The sequence below is a fragment of the Laceyella putida genome (assembly GCF_042665195.1).
Taxonomy (GTDB): Bacteria; Bacillota; Bacilli; order Thermoactinomycetales; family Thermoactinomycetaceae; genus Laceyella; species Laceyella putida.
On record NZ_JBHTBW010000032.1, the window covers coordinates 59036 to 78421 of the forward strand.

Annotated in this window: 18 protein-coding genes and 1 pseudogene; 18 read left to right on the forward strand and 1 reads right to left on the reverse strand. The window is 50.3% G+C overall.

The features are described 5' to 3' along the window. The first annotated feature begins 30 nt into the window (after window positions 1–30). From topA to ACFQNG_RS11420, 18 genes and pseudogenes are all read left to right on the forward strand, one after another. Complete coding sequence (gene topA, locus ACFQNG_RS11335; RefSeq protein ID WP_379865085.1) at window positions 31–2106, forward strand: type I DNA topoisomerase; 2076 nt, start codon at window positions 31–33, stop codon at window positions 2104–2106. A 15-nt stretch (window positions 2107–2121) separates the two neighbouring features. After that, complete coding sequence (gene trmFO, locus ACFQNG_RS11340) at window positions 2122–3444, forward strand: FADH(2)-oxidizing methylenetetrahydrofolate--tRNA-(uracil(54)-C(5))-methyltransferase TrmFO (RefSeq protein ID WP_379865086.1); 1323 nt, start codon at window positions 2122–2124, stop codon at window positions 3442–3444. Window positions 3445–3594: 150 nt separating this feature from the next. Further along, the gene (hslV, locus tag ACFQNG_RS11345) at window positions 3595–4134 is read left to right on the forward strand and encodes an ATP-dependent protease subunit HslV (RefSeq protein WP_379865088.1); all 540 of its coding nucleotides are present in this window, start codon (window positions 3595–3597) and stop codon (window positions 4132–4134) included. Window position 4135: 1 nt separating this feature from the next. Then, a complete protein-coding gene (gene hslU, locus ACFQNG_RS11350) occupies window positions 4136–5542 on the forward strand; it encodes an ATP-dependent protease ATPase subunit HslU (protein WP_379865090.1) in 1407 nt (468 codons plus the stop codon). A 19-nt stretch (window positions 5543–5561) separates the two neighbouring features. Then, entirely contained in the window at window positions 5562–6338 is a 777-nt protein-coding gene (codY, locus tag ACFQNG_RS11355; protein WP_379865092.1) for a GTP-sensing pleiotropic transcriptional regulator CodY, read from the forward strand. Between the two features lie 167 nt (window positions 6339–6505). Further along, window positions 6506–7213: a 30S ribosomal protein S2 gene (gene rpsB / locus ACFQNG_RS11360; protein WP_379865095.1), complete on the forward strand. Its 708-nt coding sequence runs from the start codon at window positions 6506–6508 to the stop codon at window positions 7211–7213. An 81-nt stretch (window positions 7214–7294) separates the two neighbouring features. Beyond that, a complete protein-coding gene (gene tsf, locus ACFQNG_RS11365) occupies window positions 7295–7948 on the forward strand; it encodes a translation elongation factor Ts (protein ID WP_379865098.1) in 654 nt (217 codons plus the stop codon). 203 nt (window positions 7949–8151) lie between these two features. After that, complete coding sequence (gene pyrH, locus ACFQNG_RS11370) at window positions 8152–8877, forward strand: UMP kinase (RefSeq protein WP_379865100.1); 726 nt, start codon at window positions 8152–8154, stop codon at window positions 8875–8877. A 2-nt stretch (window positions 8878–8879) separates the two neighbouring features. Next, window positions 8880–9434 carry a ribosome recycling factor gene (frr, locus tag ACFQNG_RS11375; protein ID WP_379865102.1) on the forward strand — a complete coding sequence of 185 codons (555 nt, stop codon included), beginning with the start codon at window positions 8880–8882 and terminating at the stop codon, window positions 9432–9434. 105 nt (window positions 9435–9539) lie between these two features. Next, the gene (locus tag ACFQNG_RS11380) at window positions 9540–10322 is read left to right on the forward strand and encodes an isoprenyl transferase (protein WP_379865104.1); all 783 of its coding nucleotides are present in this window, start codon (window positions 9540–9542) and stop codon (window positions 10320–10322) included. Window positions 10323–10341: 19 nt separating this feature from the next. After that, window positions 10342–11139, forward strand: a complete 798-nt coding sequence (locus ACFQNG_RS11385) for a phosphatidate cytidylyltransferase (RefSeq protein ID WP_379865105.1) — start codon at window positions 10342–10344, stop codon at window positions 11137–11139. 14 nt (window positions 11140–11153) lie between these two features. Further along, complete coding sequence (locus ACFQNG_RS11390; protein ID WP_379865107.1) at window positions 11154–12311, forward strand: 1-deoxy-D-xylulose-5-phosphate reductoisomerase; 1158 nt, start codon at window positions 11154–11156, stop codon at window positions 12309–12311. A 41-nt stretch (window positions 12312–12352) separates the two neighbouring features. After that, on the forward strand, window positions 12353–13615 hold the full coding sequence (gene rseP / locus ACFQNG_RS11395) for an RIP metalloprotease RseP (protein ID WP_379865110.1): 1263 nt from the start codon (window positions 12353–12355) through the stop codon (window positions 13613–13615). Between the two features lie 271 nt (window positions 13616–13886). Then, window positions 13887–14405: an ABC transporter substrate-binding protein gene (locus ACFQNG_RS11400; RefSeq protein WP_379865112.1), complete on the forward strand. Its 519-nt coding sequence runs from the start codon at window positions 13887–13889 to the stop codon at window positions 14403–14405. Window positions 14406–14409: 4 nt separating this feature from the next. Continuing rightward, on the forward strand, window positions 14410–15156 hold the full coding sequence (locus ACFQNG_RS11405) for an extracellular solute-binding protein (protein ID WP_379865114.1): 747 nt from the start codon (window positions 14410–14412) through the stop codon (window positions 15154–15156). Between the two features lie 16 nt (window positions 15157–15172). Continuing rightward, entirely contained in the window at window positions 15173–16075 is a 903-nt protein-coding gene (locus ACFQNG_RS11410) for a carbohydrate ABC transporter permease (RefSeq protein WP_379865117.1), read from the forward strand. Window positions 16076–16100: 25 nt separating this feature from the next. Then, window positions 16101–16942: pseudogene (locus ACFQNG_RS11415) on the forward strand (carbohydrate ABC transporter permease). Window positions 16943–17070: 128 nt separating this feature from the next. After that, window positions 17071–18783 carry a proline--tRNA ligase gene (locus ACFQNG_RS11420; RefSeq protein WP_379865118.1) on the forward strand — a complete coding sequence of 571 codons (1713 nt, stop codon included), beginning with the start codon at window positions 17071–17073 and terminating at the stop codon, window positions 18781–18783. Window positions 18784–18841: 58 nt separating this feature from the next. Here the strand turns inward: ACFQNG_RS11420 and ACFQNG_RS11425 are convergent, their stop codons facing one another. Further along, entirely contained in the window at window positions 18842–19201 is a 360-nt protein-coding gene (locus ACFQNG_RS11425; protein ID WP_379865120.1) for a hypothetical protein, read from the reverse strand. Window positions 19202–19386: the final 185 nt, after the last annotated feature.

Here is a 19386-nt window from a genome sequence, read left to right on the forward strand (position 1 = left end):
CGGCGATACTGTTGAGGGGAGGGCCATCCTATGGCCGATTCGCTGGTTATTGTCGAATCGCCCGCGAAAGCCAAAACCATTAAAAAGTATTTAGGTGGCAAATATATTGTCAAGGCTTCGATGGGGCATGTGCGCGACTTGCCAAAGAGCCAATTGGGAGTAAATGTAGAAGAAAAATTCACACCCAAATATATAACCGTTCGAGGAAAAGGGGATGTCCTGAAGGAGCTGCGCGATGCGAAAAAGAAAGTGAAACGCGTTTATCTCGCCGCCGACCCTGATCGCGAAGGGGAAGCGATCGCATGGCATCTGGCGCATATTTTGGATGTTCCGCTCGATCAAGAGTGCCGTGTGGTATTTAATGAAATTACCAAACAAGCGGTAAAAGAAGCATTCAAACAACCGCGGAAGATCAATATGGACTTGGTGAACGCACAACAGGCGCGCCGCATTTTGGATCGGCTTGTGGGATACGGCATCAGTCCGATTTTATGGAAAAAGGTAAAGAAAGGATTAAGCGCGGGGCGTGTGCAATCGGTTGCGGTCAAATTGATCATGGACCGCGAGAATGAGATTCGCCAGTTTGTGCCGGAAGAATATTGGACGGTTACCGCCAGCCTGTTGAGCGGCGAAGAAGCGCTGGAAGCGAAATTCCATGGGTACCACCAGAAGAAAACGGAATTAAAGTCCAAAGAAGAAGTGGATCAGTTGCTGGAAAACATCAAAGGGAAGCGTTTTATCGTGGAAGGGATCAAGACGAGCGAGCGCAAGCGCAACCCGGCTCCCTCGTTTATCACCAGCACGCTTCAACAGGAAGCGGCGCGCAAATTGAATTTCCGCGCCCAAAAGACGATGGCGGTGGCCCAGCAACTCTATGAAGGGATCGATCTCGGCAAAGAGGGAACGGTTGGTTTGATCACTTATATGAGAACGGATTCCACCCGCATCTCCGAGACGGCCCAATCCGAAGCGAAGGCCTATATCGAAAAGACCTATGGCAAAGAGTATTTGCCCGCGACACCCCGCATCCACAAGAAAAAAGCGGGGGCGCAAGATGCGCACGAAGCGATCCGTCCGACGTCGGTGCTGAGGACGCCGGCTGATATCAAGGATCATTTGTCGCGTGACCAGTTTCGCCTCTATAAGTTGATCTGGGAGCGGTTTGTCGCTTCGCAGATGGCGACCGCGGTTTTTGACGCGGTCACGGCCGATATCCGCGCGGGTGACGCTTTGTTCCGGGCCACGGGATCGAAGTTGAAGTTCCCCGGATTTATGAAGGTGTATGTCGAGGGCAATGACGAGAACAAAAAAGAAGAAGATAAGCTGTTGCCGCCACTCACTGAGGGGCAAGCCCTCAAACGGAAAAGAATTGACCCCAAACAGCACTTCACCCAGCCGCCACCGCGTTATTCAGAGGCGAGTTTGGTGAAGGAGCTGGAAGAGAAGGGGATTGGACGCCCCAGTACATATGCGCCCACGTTGGATACGATCCAGAAGCGCGGGTATGTGTTCCTGAAAGAGAAACGGTTTGTGCCCTCTGAGTTGGGAGAGATTGTGATCCAACTGATTGAAGAGTTTTTCCCGGAGATATTGAATGTGAAGTTTACGGCGCATATGGAAGATGACTTGGACCAAGTGGAGGAAGGCAAAGCGGATTGGATCGAGATTCTGGACCGCTTTTATCAGCCCTTTCAAGGAAGGTTGGAAACGGCTGAGAAAGAGATGGCGGAAGTGGAGCTGGAAGACGAGGTCTCAGACGAGGTATGTGAAAAGTGCGGCAGTCCGATGGTATATAAGTTTGGCCGCTACGGCAAGTTCCTCGCCTGTTCCTCTTTCCCCGAGTGCCGCAACACCAAGGCGATCATCAAGTCGACCGGGGTCACTTGCCCCAAATGCAAAGAAGGCGAAGTGGTAGAACGCAAAAGCAAAAAGCAACGAACGTTTTATGGGTGCAACCGGTATCCCGACTGTGATTTTGTCTCGTGGGATCCCCCCGTTGCGCGCCCGTGTCCCAAGTGCCGGGGGATGATGGTGGAGAAGAAAGGGAAAAAGGGAACGGTGACTCGTTGCACATCATGTGATTACACCGAAGAGACGAAGGACTAAGGAGAGAGAAAAGCAATGACACAACCAGTTGTGACGGTAGTGGGCGCCGGGCTCGCCGGCAGTGAAGCGGCGTGGCAGTTGGCCGAGCGGGGCGTGCGCGTCAAGTTGTACGAAATGCGCCCGGTCAAAATGACGCCGGCCCATCGCGGGGGGCAATTCGCCGAGTTGGTGTGCAGCAACTCCTTGCGCGCCGCGACGCTGACCAATGCGGTCGGCATTTTGAAGGAAGAGATGCGCCGGTTGAATTCGATGATTATGCGCGCTGCCGACAAACATGCGGTTCCGGCGGGAGGGGCGCTGGCGGTGGATCGGGAGAGTTTCTCGCAGGAGATCACCGATTTGCTCCATAACCATCCGCATGTGGAAGTGATCAAAGAAGAGATTCAAACCATCCCGGACGGACCGACGGTGATTGCCACCGGACCGCTGACGTCCGCCGCGTTGTCCGATCAATTGAAGGCGCTGACGGGGGAAGAGTACCTTTATTTTTACGATGCGGCGGCACCGATTGTGGAGAAAGAGAGCATCGATATGGAGAAGGTGTTTGTCGCTTCCCGCTATGACAAGGGGGAAGCGGCCTATCTCAATTGCCCGATGACCGAAGAGGAATTTGACCGCTTTTATGAAGCGTTGGTCTCGGCGGAGACGGCTCCGCTGAAGGAATTTGAAAAAGAGATTTACTTTGAAGGGTGCATGCCGATTGAGGTGTTGGCGAAGCGCGGGAAGAAAACCCTGCTCTTCGGCACGATGAAACCGGTTGGGTTAACGGACCCGCGCACAGGCAAGCGGCCCTATGCCGTCGTCCAATTGCGTCAGGATAACAGTGCGGGAACCTTGTTCAATATCGTCGGCTTCCAAACCCATTTGAAATGGGGTCCGCAAAAAGAAGTGATCCGATTGATCCCGGGCCTGGAAAATGCCGAGATCGTCCGTTATGGGGTGATGCATCGCAACACGTTCATCAATTCCCCCAAACTGCTGAAACCCACTTATCAGTTCCGTCGTCGTGACGACCTGTTTTTCGCGGGACAGATGACGGGTGTCGAGGGATATGTGGAATCGGCCGCCGCCGGTTTGATCGCGGGAATCAATGCGGCGCGTTTTGTACAGGGCAAGGAATTGGCTGTGCCGCCCAAAACGACTGCCATCGGCAGTTTGGCCCATTACATCACCACAGCCGACTCAAAACATTTCCAACCGATGAATGCCAATTTTGGATTGTTTGAGGAGTTACCTGTGCGGATTCGGGGTAAAAAAGAACGTGCGGAAAAATATGCGGAGCGAGCGCTTGAAGAGATCGCGTCTTTTTCTCGCCAAGTGAGCGATTCCGTTTCCTGATGGTCCGGGCGGGTTGGTCAATCGGCCCGAGCTTGGGGAAAGCGCAATGAATGAAGGAACAGCAGCCTGGGAACTGCTGTTTCTTCGTGCATTCATTTGTTCATGTTGATGTGAATTCTGTTCCACAGAACCGAAGAGGAGGAAATGCCAATGGGTGCATTCCATGCCACGACCATTTTTGCAGTGAGACACAAAGGAGAAGCCGCCATTGCGGGAGACGGGCAAGTCACGTTTGGCAACCAAATGATCATGAAGCATGGGGCCAAAAAAGTGCGTCGTCTGTATAAAGGGCAAGTGCTGGCCGGTTTTGCCGGTTCCGTTGCGGATGCCCTCACCTTGTTTGAGAAGTTTGAAGCCAAATTGGAGGAGTATCATGGCAATCTGGCCCGGGCCGCGGTGGAGTTGGCCAAAGAGTGGCGAACGGATAAGATGTTGCGCCAATTAGAGGCGATGATGATTGTGCTGAATCAACAACACTTACTGCTCATTTCGGGGACGGGGGAAGTGATTGAACCCGATGATGAAGTGTTGGCGATCGGCTCGGGCGGAAGCTATGCCTTGTCCGCCGGACGCGCTTTAAAACGGTACGCCCCCGACTTAACGGCAAGAGAAATCGCTTATGCGGCCCTCAGCATTGCAAGTGAAGTGTGTGTCTTTACCAATGATCAAATCATAGTGGAGGAGGTTTAATATGGCACTCTTAAATCCCCAAGAAAAATGGACTCCACGACAAATTGTGGCGGAGTTGGACAAATATATCGTCGGTCAAGACCAGGCGAAACGGGCAGTGGCCATCGCCTTGCGCAATCGGTATCGCCGATCGCTCCTGCCAAAGGAATTAAAGGAAGAAGTGGTGCCTAAAAATATTTTGATGATTGGTCCGACCGGTGTCGGAAAAACAGAGATCGCCCGCCGTTTGGCCAAGCTTGTCGGCGCCCCGTTCGTGAAGCTGGAAGCGACGAAGTTCACGGAAGTGGGTTATGTTGGGCGCGATGTGGAATCGATGGTTCGCGACCTGGTTGAAACGGGTATTCGTATGGTAAAGCAAGAGAAATTAGAAAGCGTCAAAGAGCAGGCGCGGATATTGGCGGACGAGCGAATTGTCGAAATATTGGTACCGGAGAAAAAAACGGCATCCTCTTTTAAAAATCCATTGGAGCTTCTCTTTCAGCAAAACAGCGGTGCCTCCAACCCATCCCAGGATCCCGGCGAGCATGCGCGCATACGTGAGGAGCGGAGACGGATGAAGGAAAAGCTGTCAAGGGGCGAATTGGAAGAGCAAATCATTGAGATTGAAGTGGAAGAGCAGGCGCCCATGATGGATATGTTCGCCGGCATGGGATTGGACCAGATGGGCATGAACATGCAAGAGATGCTGGGGCAATTGATGCCGAAGAAAACGAAGCGCCGTCGCTTGCGGGTGCGGGACGCGCGCGAGGTGTTGATCCAGCAAGAAGGGCAGAAACTGATCGATATGGACACAGTGACCCAAGAAGCGTTGGAACGGGTGGAACAATCCGGGATTGTCTTTCTCGATGAGATCGACAAGATCGCCGGCAAAGACCGACACGGGCCCGATGTGTCCCGAGAAGGGGTCCAGCGGGACATTCTGCCCATTGTGGAAGGGTCTACGGTGATGACCAAGTACGGCCCCGTCAAAACCGACCATATTTTGTTCATTGCCGCAGGGGCGTTTCATGTGTCCAAACCATCCGATCTCATTCCTGAATTGCAAGGGCGGTTTCCCATTCGGGTTGAGTTGGATGACTTGACCGCGGATGATTTTGTCCGCATTCTGACTGAGCCCAAGAGCGCATTGATCAAACAATATACGGCATTGTTGGAAACAGAAGGGATTCGCGTAACCTTCACTGCGGAAGCGATTCAGGAATTGGCTCGACTCGCCGCCGAGGTGAACCGTTCAACCGAAAACATTGGGGCGCGCCGGTTGCATACGGTGTTGGAACGCTTACTGGAAGAGTTGTCATTTGAAGCCCCGGAAATTGGGATGGGTGAAATTACGATTACGCCGCAATATGTCAAACAGCGTCTGCAAGACATCGCTGAGGATCGTGATCTGAGTCAGTACATCCTATAGAAGAGGGGAATGAAGAGCGATGAGTCTCCTATCCAAGGCCAGGCGGATCAATCGCTTGTTGCAACAGGCAGGCGGACAGGCGGTCAGCTTTATGGAGATGTCCCTCGTCATGAGCGATGTGATCGAATGCAATATCTATGTGATCAGCCGCAAAGGGAAGATACTGGGTTATGGCAATCCGTTTTTGGAGGAAGCCCAAGTGGAGTTCCCCAAAGAAGTGATGATCCACAAGAAAAGGCTACCTGTGGGAACCAACGACCGTTTGCTTAAGTTCACGGAAACGGTCGCCAATGGAGACTGGTTGCGTGAGTTTCACTTCGCCGAGTCGGTGCATGTGCCCCATTTTTTCACCCTCGTCCCCATTCTGGGAGGGGGCGAGCGGCTCGGCACATTATTGCTGACGCGACCGAGTCGGCCGTTCGTTCATGATGATCTGGTCTTGGCGGAGGTTGCGGCGACGGTGGTGGGCATGGAGATTTTTCGCCAAAAAGCGGAAAAAGTGGAAGAAGAAGCGCGGTCCCGGGCCATGGTGCAGTTGGCGATCGATTCTCTGTCCTACAGTGAGCAAGAGGCCGTCGAGCACATTTTTGAAGAGATGGACGGCAAAGAAGGGTTGCTGGTGGCAAGCCGAATTGCGGACCGTGCCGGCATTACCCGGTCCGTCATCGTCAATGCCCTGCGCAAACTGGAAAGCGCGGGTGTCATCGAATCCCGTTCGCTGGGGATGAAAGGAACCTTTATCAAGGTTTTGAATGAGCGCTTGCTGCCAGCGTTGGAAAAACTACGCAACTCCTAAACAAATCGCGAATACAGCTTGCGTAGGCGGATGGGGTTATGGTATATTCTTGAATGGTGCGAACACACACGTCGAGGTAGTGAGCAGTAGGTGCCGGGCCTGCCCCGGTTACTGCTTTCGATGACTTCGGCGGAGGATAAAACCAAACTTAAGGAGGATTTACCCAAATGGCAGTTGTATCCATGAAACAATTGTTAGAAGCGGGGGTACACTTCGGACATCAAACCCGTCGTTGGAACCCAAAAATGAGCAAGTACATCTTCACCGAGCGTAACGGAATCTACATCATTGACCTGCAAAAAACCGTTAAAATGATGGAACAAGCGTACAGCTTCGTGCGTGACCTGTCCGTAAACGGCGGAAACGTTCTGTTTGTGGGCACCAAAAAACAAGCGCAAGAAGCAGTGAAAGAAGAAGCTGCACGTTGCGATATGTTCTATGTCAACCACCGTTGGCTGGGTGGTACGCTCACCAACTTCCAAACCATCCGCAAGCGCATCGATCGCCTGCATGAGTTGGAGCGCATGGAAGAAGATGGCACTTTTGATGTTCTTCCAAAGAAAGAAGTCATTCTCCTGAAGAAAGAGCAAGCGAAACTGGAGAAATTCTTGGGCGGCATCAAAAACATGAAAAAACTGCCTGATGCACTCTTCGTGATCGACCCGCGCAAAGAGCGCATCGCGGTGGCTGAAGCTCGCAAACTCAACATCCCAATCGTTGCGATTGTGGACACCAACTGTGATCCAGACGAAGTAGATTATGTGATCCCAGGTAACGATGATGCCATCCGTGCCGTTCGTCTCTTCACTGGAAAAATTGCCGATGCAATTTTGGAAGGTCGTCAAGGCGAGCAACAAAGCACAACTGCTTCCTAATGAGTAAAAGAGGGTGGCATGAAACAAACGCGTTTCTTGCCCACCCCTTTTTATACGCAAAAAAACTAAGGAGGGCCTCACATGGCAATTACTGCAGCTATGGTAAAAGAACTGCGCGAAAAAACCGGCGCAGGAATGATGGATTGTAAAAAAGCGCTTACTGAAACGGGCGGTGACATGAACAAAGCGATCGACTATCTGCGCGAGAAAGGGATCGCCAAAGCTGCGAAAAAAGCAGACCGCATTGCGGCTGAAGGGATTGTTGAGTCCTACATACATGCTGGCGGACGGATTGGCGTGCTCGTGGAAGTGAACTGCGAAACCGACTTCGTGGCCAAAAACGAAGACTTCCGTCAATTCGTGAAAGACGTTGCGATGCAAATCGCCGCTATGAACCCCAAATACGTTCGTCGTGATGAAATCCCGCAAGAAGAAATTGAAAAAGAGCGTGAAATCCTCAAGCAACAAGCGCTTCAAGAAGGTAAACCAGCAAACATCGTCGACAAAATGGTGGAAGGCCGTCTGACCAAACACTTCAAAGACATCTGCCTGGTTGACCAACCATTCGTGAAAGACTCCGACAAGACGATCGACCAAGTGACCAAAGAACTGATTGCAAAAATTGGTGAAAACATCAACATCCGCCGTTTCGTGCGTTTCGAAATGGGTGAAGGCCTCGAAAAACGCCAAGACAACTTCGTGGAAGAAGTAATGGCTCAAGTAAAGAAAGACTAAGGCAGTTATATAGGGAACACGACTGGTGTGTTCCCTTTTTTTAACTAAAATTCTACCATAACCGTAGGGACAACGGAGTTAGCCCGGTCCATTTCTCGTCCATTAACGGGATTGCCCGGGAAGCTCCCGCCTCTCACCGCCGGCGTGGCGGAGAGCGGTGCATGAAGAGATGTAGCTGATATTGGTTGGAACGGAGGAAAGTCATGAGTACTCCCAAGTATAAACGGGTTGTCTTAAAGCTGAGTGGCGAAGCGTTAGCAGGAGGAATGGGCTACGGTATCGAATCTAACGTGATTCACTCTTTGGCCAAACAGATCAAAGAAGTTGTGGCACTGGGTGTGGAAGTGGCTGTGGTGGTTGGCGGCGGCAACATCTGGCGCGGCATCAAAGGGTCTGAGCGGGGGATCGACCGGGCCACGGCAGACTATATGGGGATGCTGGCAACGGTCATGAATTCGCTTGCTTTGCAGGATGCACTGGAGAGCATGGATGTGCCCACCCGCGTGCAATCCTCCATAGAAATGAGACAAGTAGCAGAGCCATATATTCGCCGCCGCGCGATTCGCCACCTGGAAAAAGGGCGTGTCGTCATCTTTGCCGCGGGGAATGGGAACCCATTCTTTTCCACGGATACGACGGCTGCGCTTCGGGCTGCCGAAATCGAGGCAGAAGTGATCTTGATGGCGAAAAACGGTGTGGATGGTGTATATACCGCCGACCCATCGAAAGACCCAAATGCTGAAAAATATGAATCACTCACCTACCTTGAGATCCTCAGCAAAGGATTGAAGGTGATGGACTCTACTGCTTCCTCATTATGCATGGATAACAATATTCCGCTGATTGTCTTCAATATTTCCGAAGAAGGCAATATTCGCCGCGTTCTATTAGGAGAACATATTGGAACATTGGTAAAGGGGAGCGTGTAATCATGAACCAGGTGAAAAGCCAAGCGCAAGATAAAATGGAGAAATCCATCCAAGTGCTGAAAAAAGACTTATTGACATTACGTGCGGGACGGGCCAATCCGGCGATTCTGGATAAGGTCACGGTGGAATATTATGGTTCTGAGATGCCAATCAACCAAACCGCGAACATCTCCGCGCCAGATCCTCGCACATTGGTGATCCAGCCTTGGGACAAATCGGTTTTGAGTGAGATTGAGCGTGCGATCATGAAGGCTGAGTTGGGATTAACCCCAACCAACGACGGAAATGTCATCCGCATCACCATTCCGGCGCTGACGGAAGAACGTCGGACCGAACTGGTGAAAGTGGCTCGCAAAATGGGGGAGGAAGCCAAAATTGCCATCCGCAATGTTCGCCGCGATGCCAATGATGAGCTGAAAAAGATGGAGAAAAACGGAGAAATCCCAGAAGACACCTCTCGTCGCGGTCAAGAAGAGATTCAAAAGTTGACAGACCGTTTTATCAAAGAAGTGGATCAAGTGGTTGGCGACAAAGAGAAAGAAATCATGGAGATTTAATAGAGCATGATCTGGGTGGGAACCCCTTCGCTTTCGAGGGGGTTTTCTATCTACTTCATCCTAGTTTGTCTAGGGAGATGAGTCCTTGGTTCGGGGGAATGTTCTATGATCAAATCGCTTAAGCGTTTGGTAAATGGAGAAAAAGGTTCGGAAAGAACGAAAGAAGAGCTGCTTGAAGTCATCAAATCCGTCCCGTTGCCGGAGCATGTTGCCATCATTACGGATGGGAACGGCCGCTGGGCGAAAATGCGCGGTTTGCCGCGTACGGCGGGCCATGCCCAAGGGATGAAACGTGTACGCGAGATTATCCGGGCGGCCGATTCGTTGGGAATCAAAGTGTTGACTTTCTACTCTTTCTCAACGGAAAACTGGAAACGCCCGAAAGATGAAGTCGAATATTTGATGAAATTGCCAATCGAGTTTCTGAAGACGGACTTGCAAGAACTGATGAAACGGAATGTCAAAGTGCAGATGTTGGGGGAAAAAAGCAAGACCCCATCGGCAACCCAACAGGCGTTAATCGAGTTTGAAGAAAAAACGAAAGAAAATACGGGCCTTATCCTTAATTTTGCGATCAATTACGGTTCAAGGGATGAAATTTTGCATGCGATTCGTCAAATTATAGAAGATGTACAAAATGGTGATATTGATAAGGAACAAGTGAATGAACAGTTGATGGGTCAATATCTGTTGACGAAAGGGTTGCCGGACCCCGACCTGGTGATTCGCACAAGCGGGGAAATTCGCGTCAGTAACTTCCTCCTGTGGCAACTGGCTTATAGTGAACTTTGGTTTACGGACGTACTCTGGCCTGACTTTACCGATGAAATATTCTATCTAGCGATCGAAGATTTCCAACGTCGTTCGCGTCGGTTTGGAGCGGTGTAATAGACAGGGGAAATAGCAGATGAAAGAACGTATCATTACAGGTGTTTTAGGGGCTGTAGGATTCTTATTACTCACATACTTAGGCGATTGGTATTATACTGGTCTGATGTTTGTGTTGGCTGTGCTCGCGTTTCTGGAGTATGCCAACATGAAACAGTTCGCCCTCACAAGTTTGCAGACCGTCATTGGCGTGGGTCTTGCCACCTGTTTTTTTGTGAGCGGCCTGATGAAAGTGCATGTGGTGCCGCCATACGCTTTCCTACAGGACCCCTACCCCATTATGTTTGGCCTAACCCTTTACTTGGTTCTGATTGTGCTGAGCCGGAACCAATTTGACCTCTTTCAGATGGCTTATCTGTTTGTTGGTGCCATATACATAGGGTATGGGTTCTCCTATATGATGCAGACGATTTGGAAACCGAACGGTCTGGCATGGTCGTTGTTGGTGATTTTGGTCACGTGGGCCAATGATTCAGGTGCTTATTTCATCGGCAAACGATGGGGCAAGCATAAGTTGTGGCCGGACATCAGCCCCAATAAAACGATCGAAGGTTCGCTTGGCGGCGTGTTGTTTGGACTTGTGATGAGTTTGATTATCTGTTTGGTTTCAGGTTTGGGTGGATTTATCTTTGCAGTGGGAATCGGTTTGTTGATCACCATTGTGGGACAAATGGGCGATCTGGTGGAGTCCGCTTGGAAGCGAAGCGTGGGCGTGAAAGATTCCGGCACGATTTTGCCTGGACATGGCGGTGTGCTGGATCGCTTTGACAGTCTCATTTTTACGTTTATTATCTTGTATTTGGTTCAGGTGGTGTAAAGGGAGGAATAGGGATGCCGGAGAAGATAGCGATTCTCGGCTCGACAGGCTCTATTGGGACGAGTACCTTAGATGTGGTGGCCCAACACCCGGATGAGTACCAAGTGGTTGCGTTGGCGGCGGGGTCCAACGTGGATAAGATGATTGAGCAAGTAAAACAATTTCGTCCCCAACTGGTGGCGATGAAGACCAAAGACGCCGCCGAGTGTGTGGTGCGAGAAGTACCATCGGGCGTAACGGTGGTGTGGGGCGATGAAGGTTTGCTGGAAGTGGCGGCGCATCCTGAAGCCACCTATGTGGTTTCCTCATTGGTGGGAAGCGCGGGCCTAAGACCTACATTGGCGGCCATTCAGGCAGGGAAAAAAGTGGGTTTGGCCAATAAAGAAACATTGGTCACAGCGGGCCATATCGTCACGGCAGAAGCGAAACGGGCCGGCGTGCCGCTTCTGCCGATCGACAGTGAGCACTCGGCCATCTTCCAATGCTTGAATGGGGAACATCCCGAAGATGTTGTGCGGTTAATGGTGACGGCTTCCGGTGGTTCTTTCCGTGATTGGACAAGGGAAGAATTAAAGGAAGCCACGGTGGAGAAAGCGCTTAGACATCCAAACTGGGCGATGGGCGCCAAAGTGACCATCGATTCGGCCACGATGATGAACAAAGGTCTGGAAGTGATTGAAGCGCACTGGTTATTTGATCTTCCGTATGAGAAAATAGATGTAATTCTTCATCCTCAGAGCATTATTCACTCCATGGTCGAATTTCGCGATGGTGCGGTCATGGCCCAACTTGGCACGCCTGACATGAAAGTGCCCATCCAATATGCGCTGTCTTATCCGCGTCGTTTGCCTTTGGCGACGGAGCGGTTGGATTTGCTGAAACTGGCCCGCCTCGACTTTCGTCCGGCCGATTTTGACCGCTATCCATGCTTAAGAATGGCATATGAAGCGGGAAAAGCGGGAGGAACCATGACGACCGTGTTAAATGCGGCCAATGAAGTAGCCGTTGCTGCCTTCCTCAAAGGAAATTGTTCTTTCCTGATGATTGAAGAAGTGGTGGAGCGGGCGTTAAACGCGCATATTCCGGTGACCAATCCATCGTTGGAAGAGATTGATGCAGCTGATTCTTGGGCACGGCAATTTGCTTCAGATTGTATGCTGCACTCAGTGTAGATGGTTTGAGGCTGTTGATTACCGGATGGTGGTGATAACCCATGCAAACAGTGATCGTTTTTATTTTGGTGTTGAGCTTGTTGGTGTTTATCCATGAATTGGGCCATTTTCTCTTTGCCAAGCGTGCGGGGATCTTGGTCAGGGAGTTTGCGATCGGGTTTGGACCGAAGATTTTTACCAAAATTCATGGAGAAACGATCTATTCGATTCGAGCTCTGCCGTTGGGCGGGTTTGTGCGTATGGCCGGAGAAGACGCCGAGTTGGTGGAGCTGAAAACGGGTTCGCTCATATACGCGACACAAACGGCAGATGGCAAGTTGGACCACCTCTACCTGTATGAGCCGCCACAGCTGGACCAAGCCGTGGTGATGGGCTGGGTGGTGAAGGCGGACTTGGAAAAGGAATTGTACATTGTGCTGGAAGACCAAGTACAGCGCGAGCATAAATATCCTTTGCATCGACAAGCATTGATTCATTACGATGAGAAAAACTTTATGCAAATTGCCCCATTGGATCGGCAGTTCGGCTCCAAAACAGTAGGGCAAAAAGCGTTGGCGATTTTTGCCGGACCCCTGTTTAACATTATCCTGACGGTGATTCTCTTTGCGGTTCTCACCTTGATGTCTGGGATTGAAGACCGGTTGCCGGTGGATCAAGTGATGCCCAATGCGCCGGCGGCCAAAGCGGGCATCAAAGCGGGTGACTTGATTACGGCGGTCAACGGCAAAGAGGTTCGGAATATGGATCAATTGCGATACGCGTTGATGGAGTCCAAAGGCAACGAAGTGACGGTGACCGTCAAACGCGGCGGTGAGACGTTGCAATACCCGCTGACGCCTCAGAAAAAGGGGGAATTGTATCAGATCGGTGTGCAGTTCCGCCAAGATGAAATGAAGCGGGAGGCGTCGTTTGGCGAAGCGGTGGGAGCCGGATTTACCAAAACCTACGATTGGACGGTCATGATTGTGGATAGCTTGGGCAATCTGGTGACGGGGCAAATGTCTGTGCAAAGCCTCGGCGGACCTGTCCAGATGGGGAACATCACTGGAAAGGCGGCTCAAAGCGGGATCGAGCCACTGATCCAAATAACGGCGCTCTTAAGCTTAAACCTGGGGATATTCAACCTGTTGCCCATTCCGGCCCTGGATGGCAGTCGGCTTGTCTTTATCGGTTTGGAAGCCATTCGCCGCCGACCAATCGACCCAAATAAGGAAAGTATGGTGCATTTTGTCGGATTTGCTTTGTTGATGATGTTGATGATCTTCGTTACATATAACGATATTAAAAAGATCTTCTTCTCATAAACGACGATATTCGGCACGCGAAACCGAAGCTCATCTGGGATGGGCTTCGGTTTTTGCGTGGAAGAATGTTTTGATATAAAATAATAAATATACATTATATTAAGAATTTATTTTGAATTTCGTATATAACCGCCGCAAGGCTGAAGGGGGGGTTGATTTCGCTACCAAAAATGTAAGCGCATACATTAAGCCGGTGTCGAAGTTGAGTTTGGATTTGCGTCTGTTATTTATAGCCTCTAGCTTTATTAACTAAAAAAAGGAGGAGAGACAGATGGTTCGCGTCAAGATGATTTTACTTAGTATTTTGATGATCGTGGGAAGTTGCCTGATGACGGCTTGCAACATCCCACAGAACGAGTCGGCTGCGCATGAAAAAGTGACTTTGACGATGTGGTTTTGGCGAGGGGCCGGATTTGAGAAGATTATTCCCGAGTTTAACAAAACCCATCCCCATATTGAGATCAAACCACAGATCATCAAGTGGGAAGATGCGCACTCCAAATTGTTTACGGCACTGTCAGCGGGAGCCGGCGCCCCCGACATCGCTATGATAGACATTTCGTTTGTGGATACCTTTCTGCAATATCCAAACACTTTTTATAACTTAAATAAGTTGGGGGCCAAGTCGATTCAACCGCAATATCTTGATTGGAAATGGAACCAGGCGGTGAAAGGAAATCATGTGATGGGTCTGCCGACTGATACGGGGCCCACGGTCATGTATTATCGCGCCGATTTATTCAAACAGCAGGTTTACCCTATCAACCGGAAGAGGTGGCCAAGCAAATAAAAACATGGGAAGACTTTATGGAAGCGGTGAGGTATTAAAAAAGAAGACCGGTAAATATCTTCTTTTCTCACCCAAAAACCTGTTTGAAGCGGTTCGTGACCAAGGGGCCACCCCTTATTTCAATCGCAATAACCAATTGGTGATGGACCGAAATCCGCAAACCCTGAAAGCGTGGAATTACATGGTGAAAGCCAAACAGCTGGGAATTGCCGGGAGGTTTACTTGGTTGAATGCCGAGATGACGGCCGGAATGAACAAAGGCGATTTTGCAGTGGTGCTGTCGGCGGCATGGGCGCGGGGCGTCATCGAGACCAACTCTCCCGATACGAAAGGGTTATGGCAAGCGGCACCGATGCCAGAAGGTTCAGCCAATATGGGCAGGTCTTTTTTGACTCTGCCAAAACAAGGCAAGCATCCGCAAGAAGCTTATGAAGCGATCCGTTGGCTGTTATCTCCTGAACAGCATCTTAAGGTGTTTAAAAATGAAGGGAACTTCCCGTCCACTCCCTCTGTCTATCAGGATCCGACCATTTATGATGCTAGCTATCCGTTTTGGCAAGGGCAAAAATTGGGTCGGTTATATGGGGAAGCGGCCAAACAGGTCAAAAGCAGTTATAAAGGGGCCAGGTACAGGGTCGTGGATGTCGTGGTCGGCAAGGAAATCGATTTGGTCATCAATACCAACAAAGTTCCGGACAAAGCGTGGAAAGACATATTGCGACAAGTCCAAATGGTCTTGGAGCGTGGATAAGTTAGGAGGGAAAGGCATGTCCAATTCTGCGCCAAACGCAAAGCAACCGACCTTGTGGCGTGAAATCAAAAAGAATGCTTCTCTTTATCTGTTTATCTCCCCGTTTTTCATCTTTGGCTTATTTCCGGTTTTATTCTCCTTCTATCTGGCTTTTCACACTTGGGATGGATTGGGGGAAATGAAGTTTGTCGGCTTGCGTAATTTTGAGTTGCTCTGGTTCGATCCCGATTTCTTGACTTCCGTGATCAACACCTTGATTATCTGGATTGAGTCCACGGTTCCGCAGTTGATTTTGGCCTTGGTTTTGGCTTTTTTGCTCAATGCCGCGTTTATCCGGTTCAAAAATGGGTTGCGGGCCGTATACTTTCTGCCCAACATCACGTCGATCGTTGCCGTGACCATTGTTTTCGGTTCGTTTTTCGGCACGGAATACGGGCTAATTAACGCTTTTTTCCGGCAATTGGGTTTGGAGCCGATTGCCTGGTTGAATTCCCCCGATTGGATCAAAACGGCCATTTCCGTGATGGTGATTTGGCGTTGGACAGGCTATAACACCATTATCTACCTGGCTGGTTTGCAAAGCATCCCCTATGACTTATATGAGGCCGCCAAGATCGATGGCGCGAACTGGAGGCAAATCTTTACCCATATTACGCTGCCGTTGTTGCGCCCAGTGATCCTGTTTACGGTGATTTTATCGACGATCGGTGGTTTGCAGATTTTTACGGAGGCCCAAGTGTTGACAAGCGGGACAGGCGGTGTGGGCAATGGCGGGCTTACTTTGGTTTTCTATCTGTATAAGCAAGCGTTTGAAAACCACTATTACGGCTATGCGTCTGCCGTGGCCTGGATGCTTTTCCTGATGATTGTCGGATTCTCCATAGTGAATTGGAAGTTAACAATGAGGAAAGAAAGCTAAATGACGCGACAGGGAGGAGAAGCGGATGAACAAAGCAGTAGGTGATCATGGATTTTCCTTTGGTAAATTCCTGGTCTATCTGGGATTAGGCATGGGTGCGTTCCTATCGCTCTTTCCGTTTTATTGGTTGGTGGTCATGGCGACAAGCACATCGAATGATATTTTCCGTTACCCACCCAAACTGATTCCCGGCACCCAGCTGTTGGACAATATGAATCAAGCGTTAGGGTTGATCCCTTTCTTTCAATCTTTTGTCAACAGTCTGTTTGTGGCCACGGTTCACACCTTGTTGGTGCTGTTCTTTTGTTCGTTGGCGGGGTTTGTGTTTGCGAAGTTTCAGTTTCCGGGAAAGAATGTGCTGTTTGTCTTTTTGTTGGCCACCATGATGGTGCCAAGCCAATTGGGGCTGGTTCCATCGTTTATCATTATGCAGCATTTGGAATGGATCAATTCATTTAAAGCTTTGATCATTCCGGGGGCGGCCAATGCGTTTGGCATCTTCTGGATGAGGCAGTATATGAGTTCCTCGATCCATGATGATCTATTAAATGCCGGCCGGATGGATGCAACCGTTTTCAACTTTACTGGCGCTTGGTTCTGCCGATCGCCCGTCCGGCCTTGGCGACATTGGGGCTCGTCACCTTTTTGAATTCTTGGAACGACTATATGTGGCCGTTGGTGATTTTGACGGAACAATCCAAGTATACACTGCAAGTGGCCATTTCTTCACTCAATGGGATTTACACCAACGATTACAGCATGATCATGGCGGCTACTTTGTTGGTCACGCTCCCGCTGTTATTGATTTTCGCCTTTTTCAGCCGACAGTTCATCGCGGGAATGATGGCCGGTTCTATCAAAGATTAATCCTGATTCATCCGCCCCCATAAAGAGGAGGGGCGGATGAAACATCTTCAAACACTGGCTTTTATCTTGCTGCTCTTTTGTGTATGATTAGGAATGACGTAGTTATGTAAAAAGAGAGGGATCGTTGTATGCGGCAAAAAAATGCGCTTATACCGACATTGCGTACGGTAAGTGAAGCAGAAATGATCAGCCATCAACTGATGTTGAGGGCGGGCTTTATCCGCCAATTGGCGGCGGGAATTTATACATATCTGCCCTTGGGGTACCGCGTCTTAAATAAAGTGGAGAAGATCGTGCGTGAAGAGATGGATCGCATCGGGGCCCAAGAGTTGTTGTTGCCGGCGCTTCATCCGGCTGAATTGTGGCAAGAGACCGGACGCTGGGATGCGTACGGGCCGGAGCTGTTCAAAGTGAAAGACCGCCATGACCGGGATTTCGCGGCGGGTCCCACGCACGAAGAAGTGATTACCGATCTGTTGCGGGGCGAAATCAATACATATAAGAAGTTGCCCATGTCCTTGTATCAGATCCAAACCAAATTCCGCGACGAGAAACGGCCTCGTTCCGGCTTGTTGCGCGGACGTGAGTTCCTGATGAAAGACGCCTATTCCTTCCATGCGGATCGGGATTCGCTCGACCAAACGTATGAAGACATGTATCAGGCATACAAAAACATCTTCACTCGTGTTGGGCTGGACTTCCGCGCGGTGGAAGCGGATGCGGGTGCGATCGGCGGGAAAGGCACCCATGAGTTCATGGTCTTGTCTGATGCTGGTGAAGACACGATCGCGATGTGCGGCGCGTGCGACTATGCGGCCAATATTGAAATGGCCGAAGTGGTGGGCGTGGCGGATGCGGCAGATAAGACGGAAGCGCCGGCTCATGAAAAGGTGGCCACCCCGGAGAAGCGCACGATTGAAGAAGTGGCGGCGTATTTGCAAGTGGACAAAGAACAATTGGTGAAAAGCTTGCTGTTCATCGTCGATGGCGAACCCGTGTTGGTTCTTGTTCGCGGCGACCATGAAGTGAATGATGTCAAAGTCAAAAACCTGCTGGAAGGCACGGTCTGCGAATTGGCTGATGAAGAGACCGTTCGTCGGGTCGCGGGTGTGCCAAGCGGCTTTGTCGGGCCGGTCGGGTTGAAGGAAAAAGTGAAGATCCTGGCAGACCAAGCAGTCATGCAGTTAAACGACATGATTGTAGGCGCCAACGAGGTGGATGCCCATCTCATGCATGTCCAAGCAGGTCGCGACTTCTCCGTCGACCAAGTGGGCGATTTGCGCAATATCCAAGAAGGGGACGCCTGTCCACGTTGCGGTGGGGCGATCCACTTTAAGCGCGGAATTGAAGTGGGCCATGTCTTCAAACTGGGGACGCGTTACAGTGAGGCCATGAGCGCTCGCTTCCTCGATGCGAACGGCAAGGAACAACCCTTTATCATGGGTTGTTACGGCATCGGTATTTCCCGCACCGTTGCGTCGATCATTGAACAGCACCATGATGAGAACGGCATTATATGGCCTGTGGCGGTAGCACCGTTTACCGTTCACCTGATCGCGGTCAACATGAAAAATGAAGAGCAAAGCCGGGTGGCCGAAGATTTGTACGCAGAATTGAAAAAAGCGGGCGTGGAAGTCTTGTTTGATGACCGCTTGGAGCGTGCGGGCGTGAAATTCAAAGATGCCGATCTGCTCGGCATTCCCGTCCGGGTCACCGTCGGCGCCAAAGCGGGCGAAGGCCTCGTTGAAATCAAACTGCGCCGTTCGGGCGAGAGTCAAGAACTGGCCGTGGACAATTTGTTGAATGAACTACCGGCTTGGATCAAACGGGCTGATCAATAAGTGAAAGGAAAAAACCTCTTTCCCCAATGAAACAATATTAGGGAGAGAGGTTTTGCTGTTATGCGTTCGTCTGCGTTGCCAGGGTGGTATTCATCCTATTTGGGTTGGCGCAAGTTTTTTTCAGCCGTTTGAAGCCGAATGGTTCAAGGGATTGTTCCATCAGCGGATCATATAACAAGCGGTACTCGCCTTCGGTGGAGCGAACCGCAATGTGAAGGGAAATTGTAATTATTATGACGAATCGCCATAACAATGAAACGTGGTGGCGATTCGTCAGGTATCTTTGCCTAGCGAAAAGCCAGAGCATTGATTCGGTAAATGTGATGACACGCTGTTTATTGCGGTGGCGATAGAATTCTTTAAACACTTCCACAAATTCATGCGCCAATTCCGGGTCAACCGCTTTTAACGCCCGCACGACCCATTTGCTGGTCACCTAGATGAGTGATTCGCAGCACAGGACGATGGAGTGATACTGACGCTAGAGTGGATTGATCGATATTTTTTTCTAAAAAACTACTTGCAATGATTTATTAGACGTGATATATTATTCCTTGTCGCCACGAAAGAGTGGTGACCACAAACAAACGCACCTTGAAAATT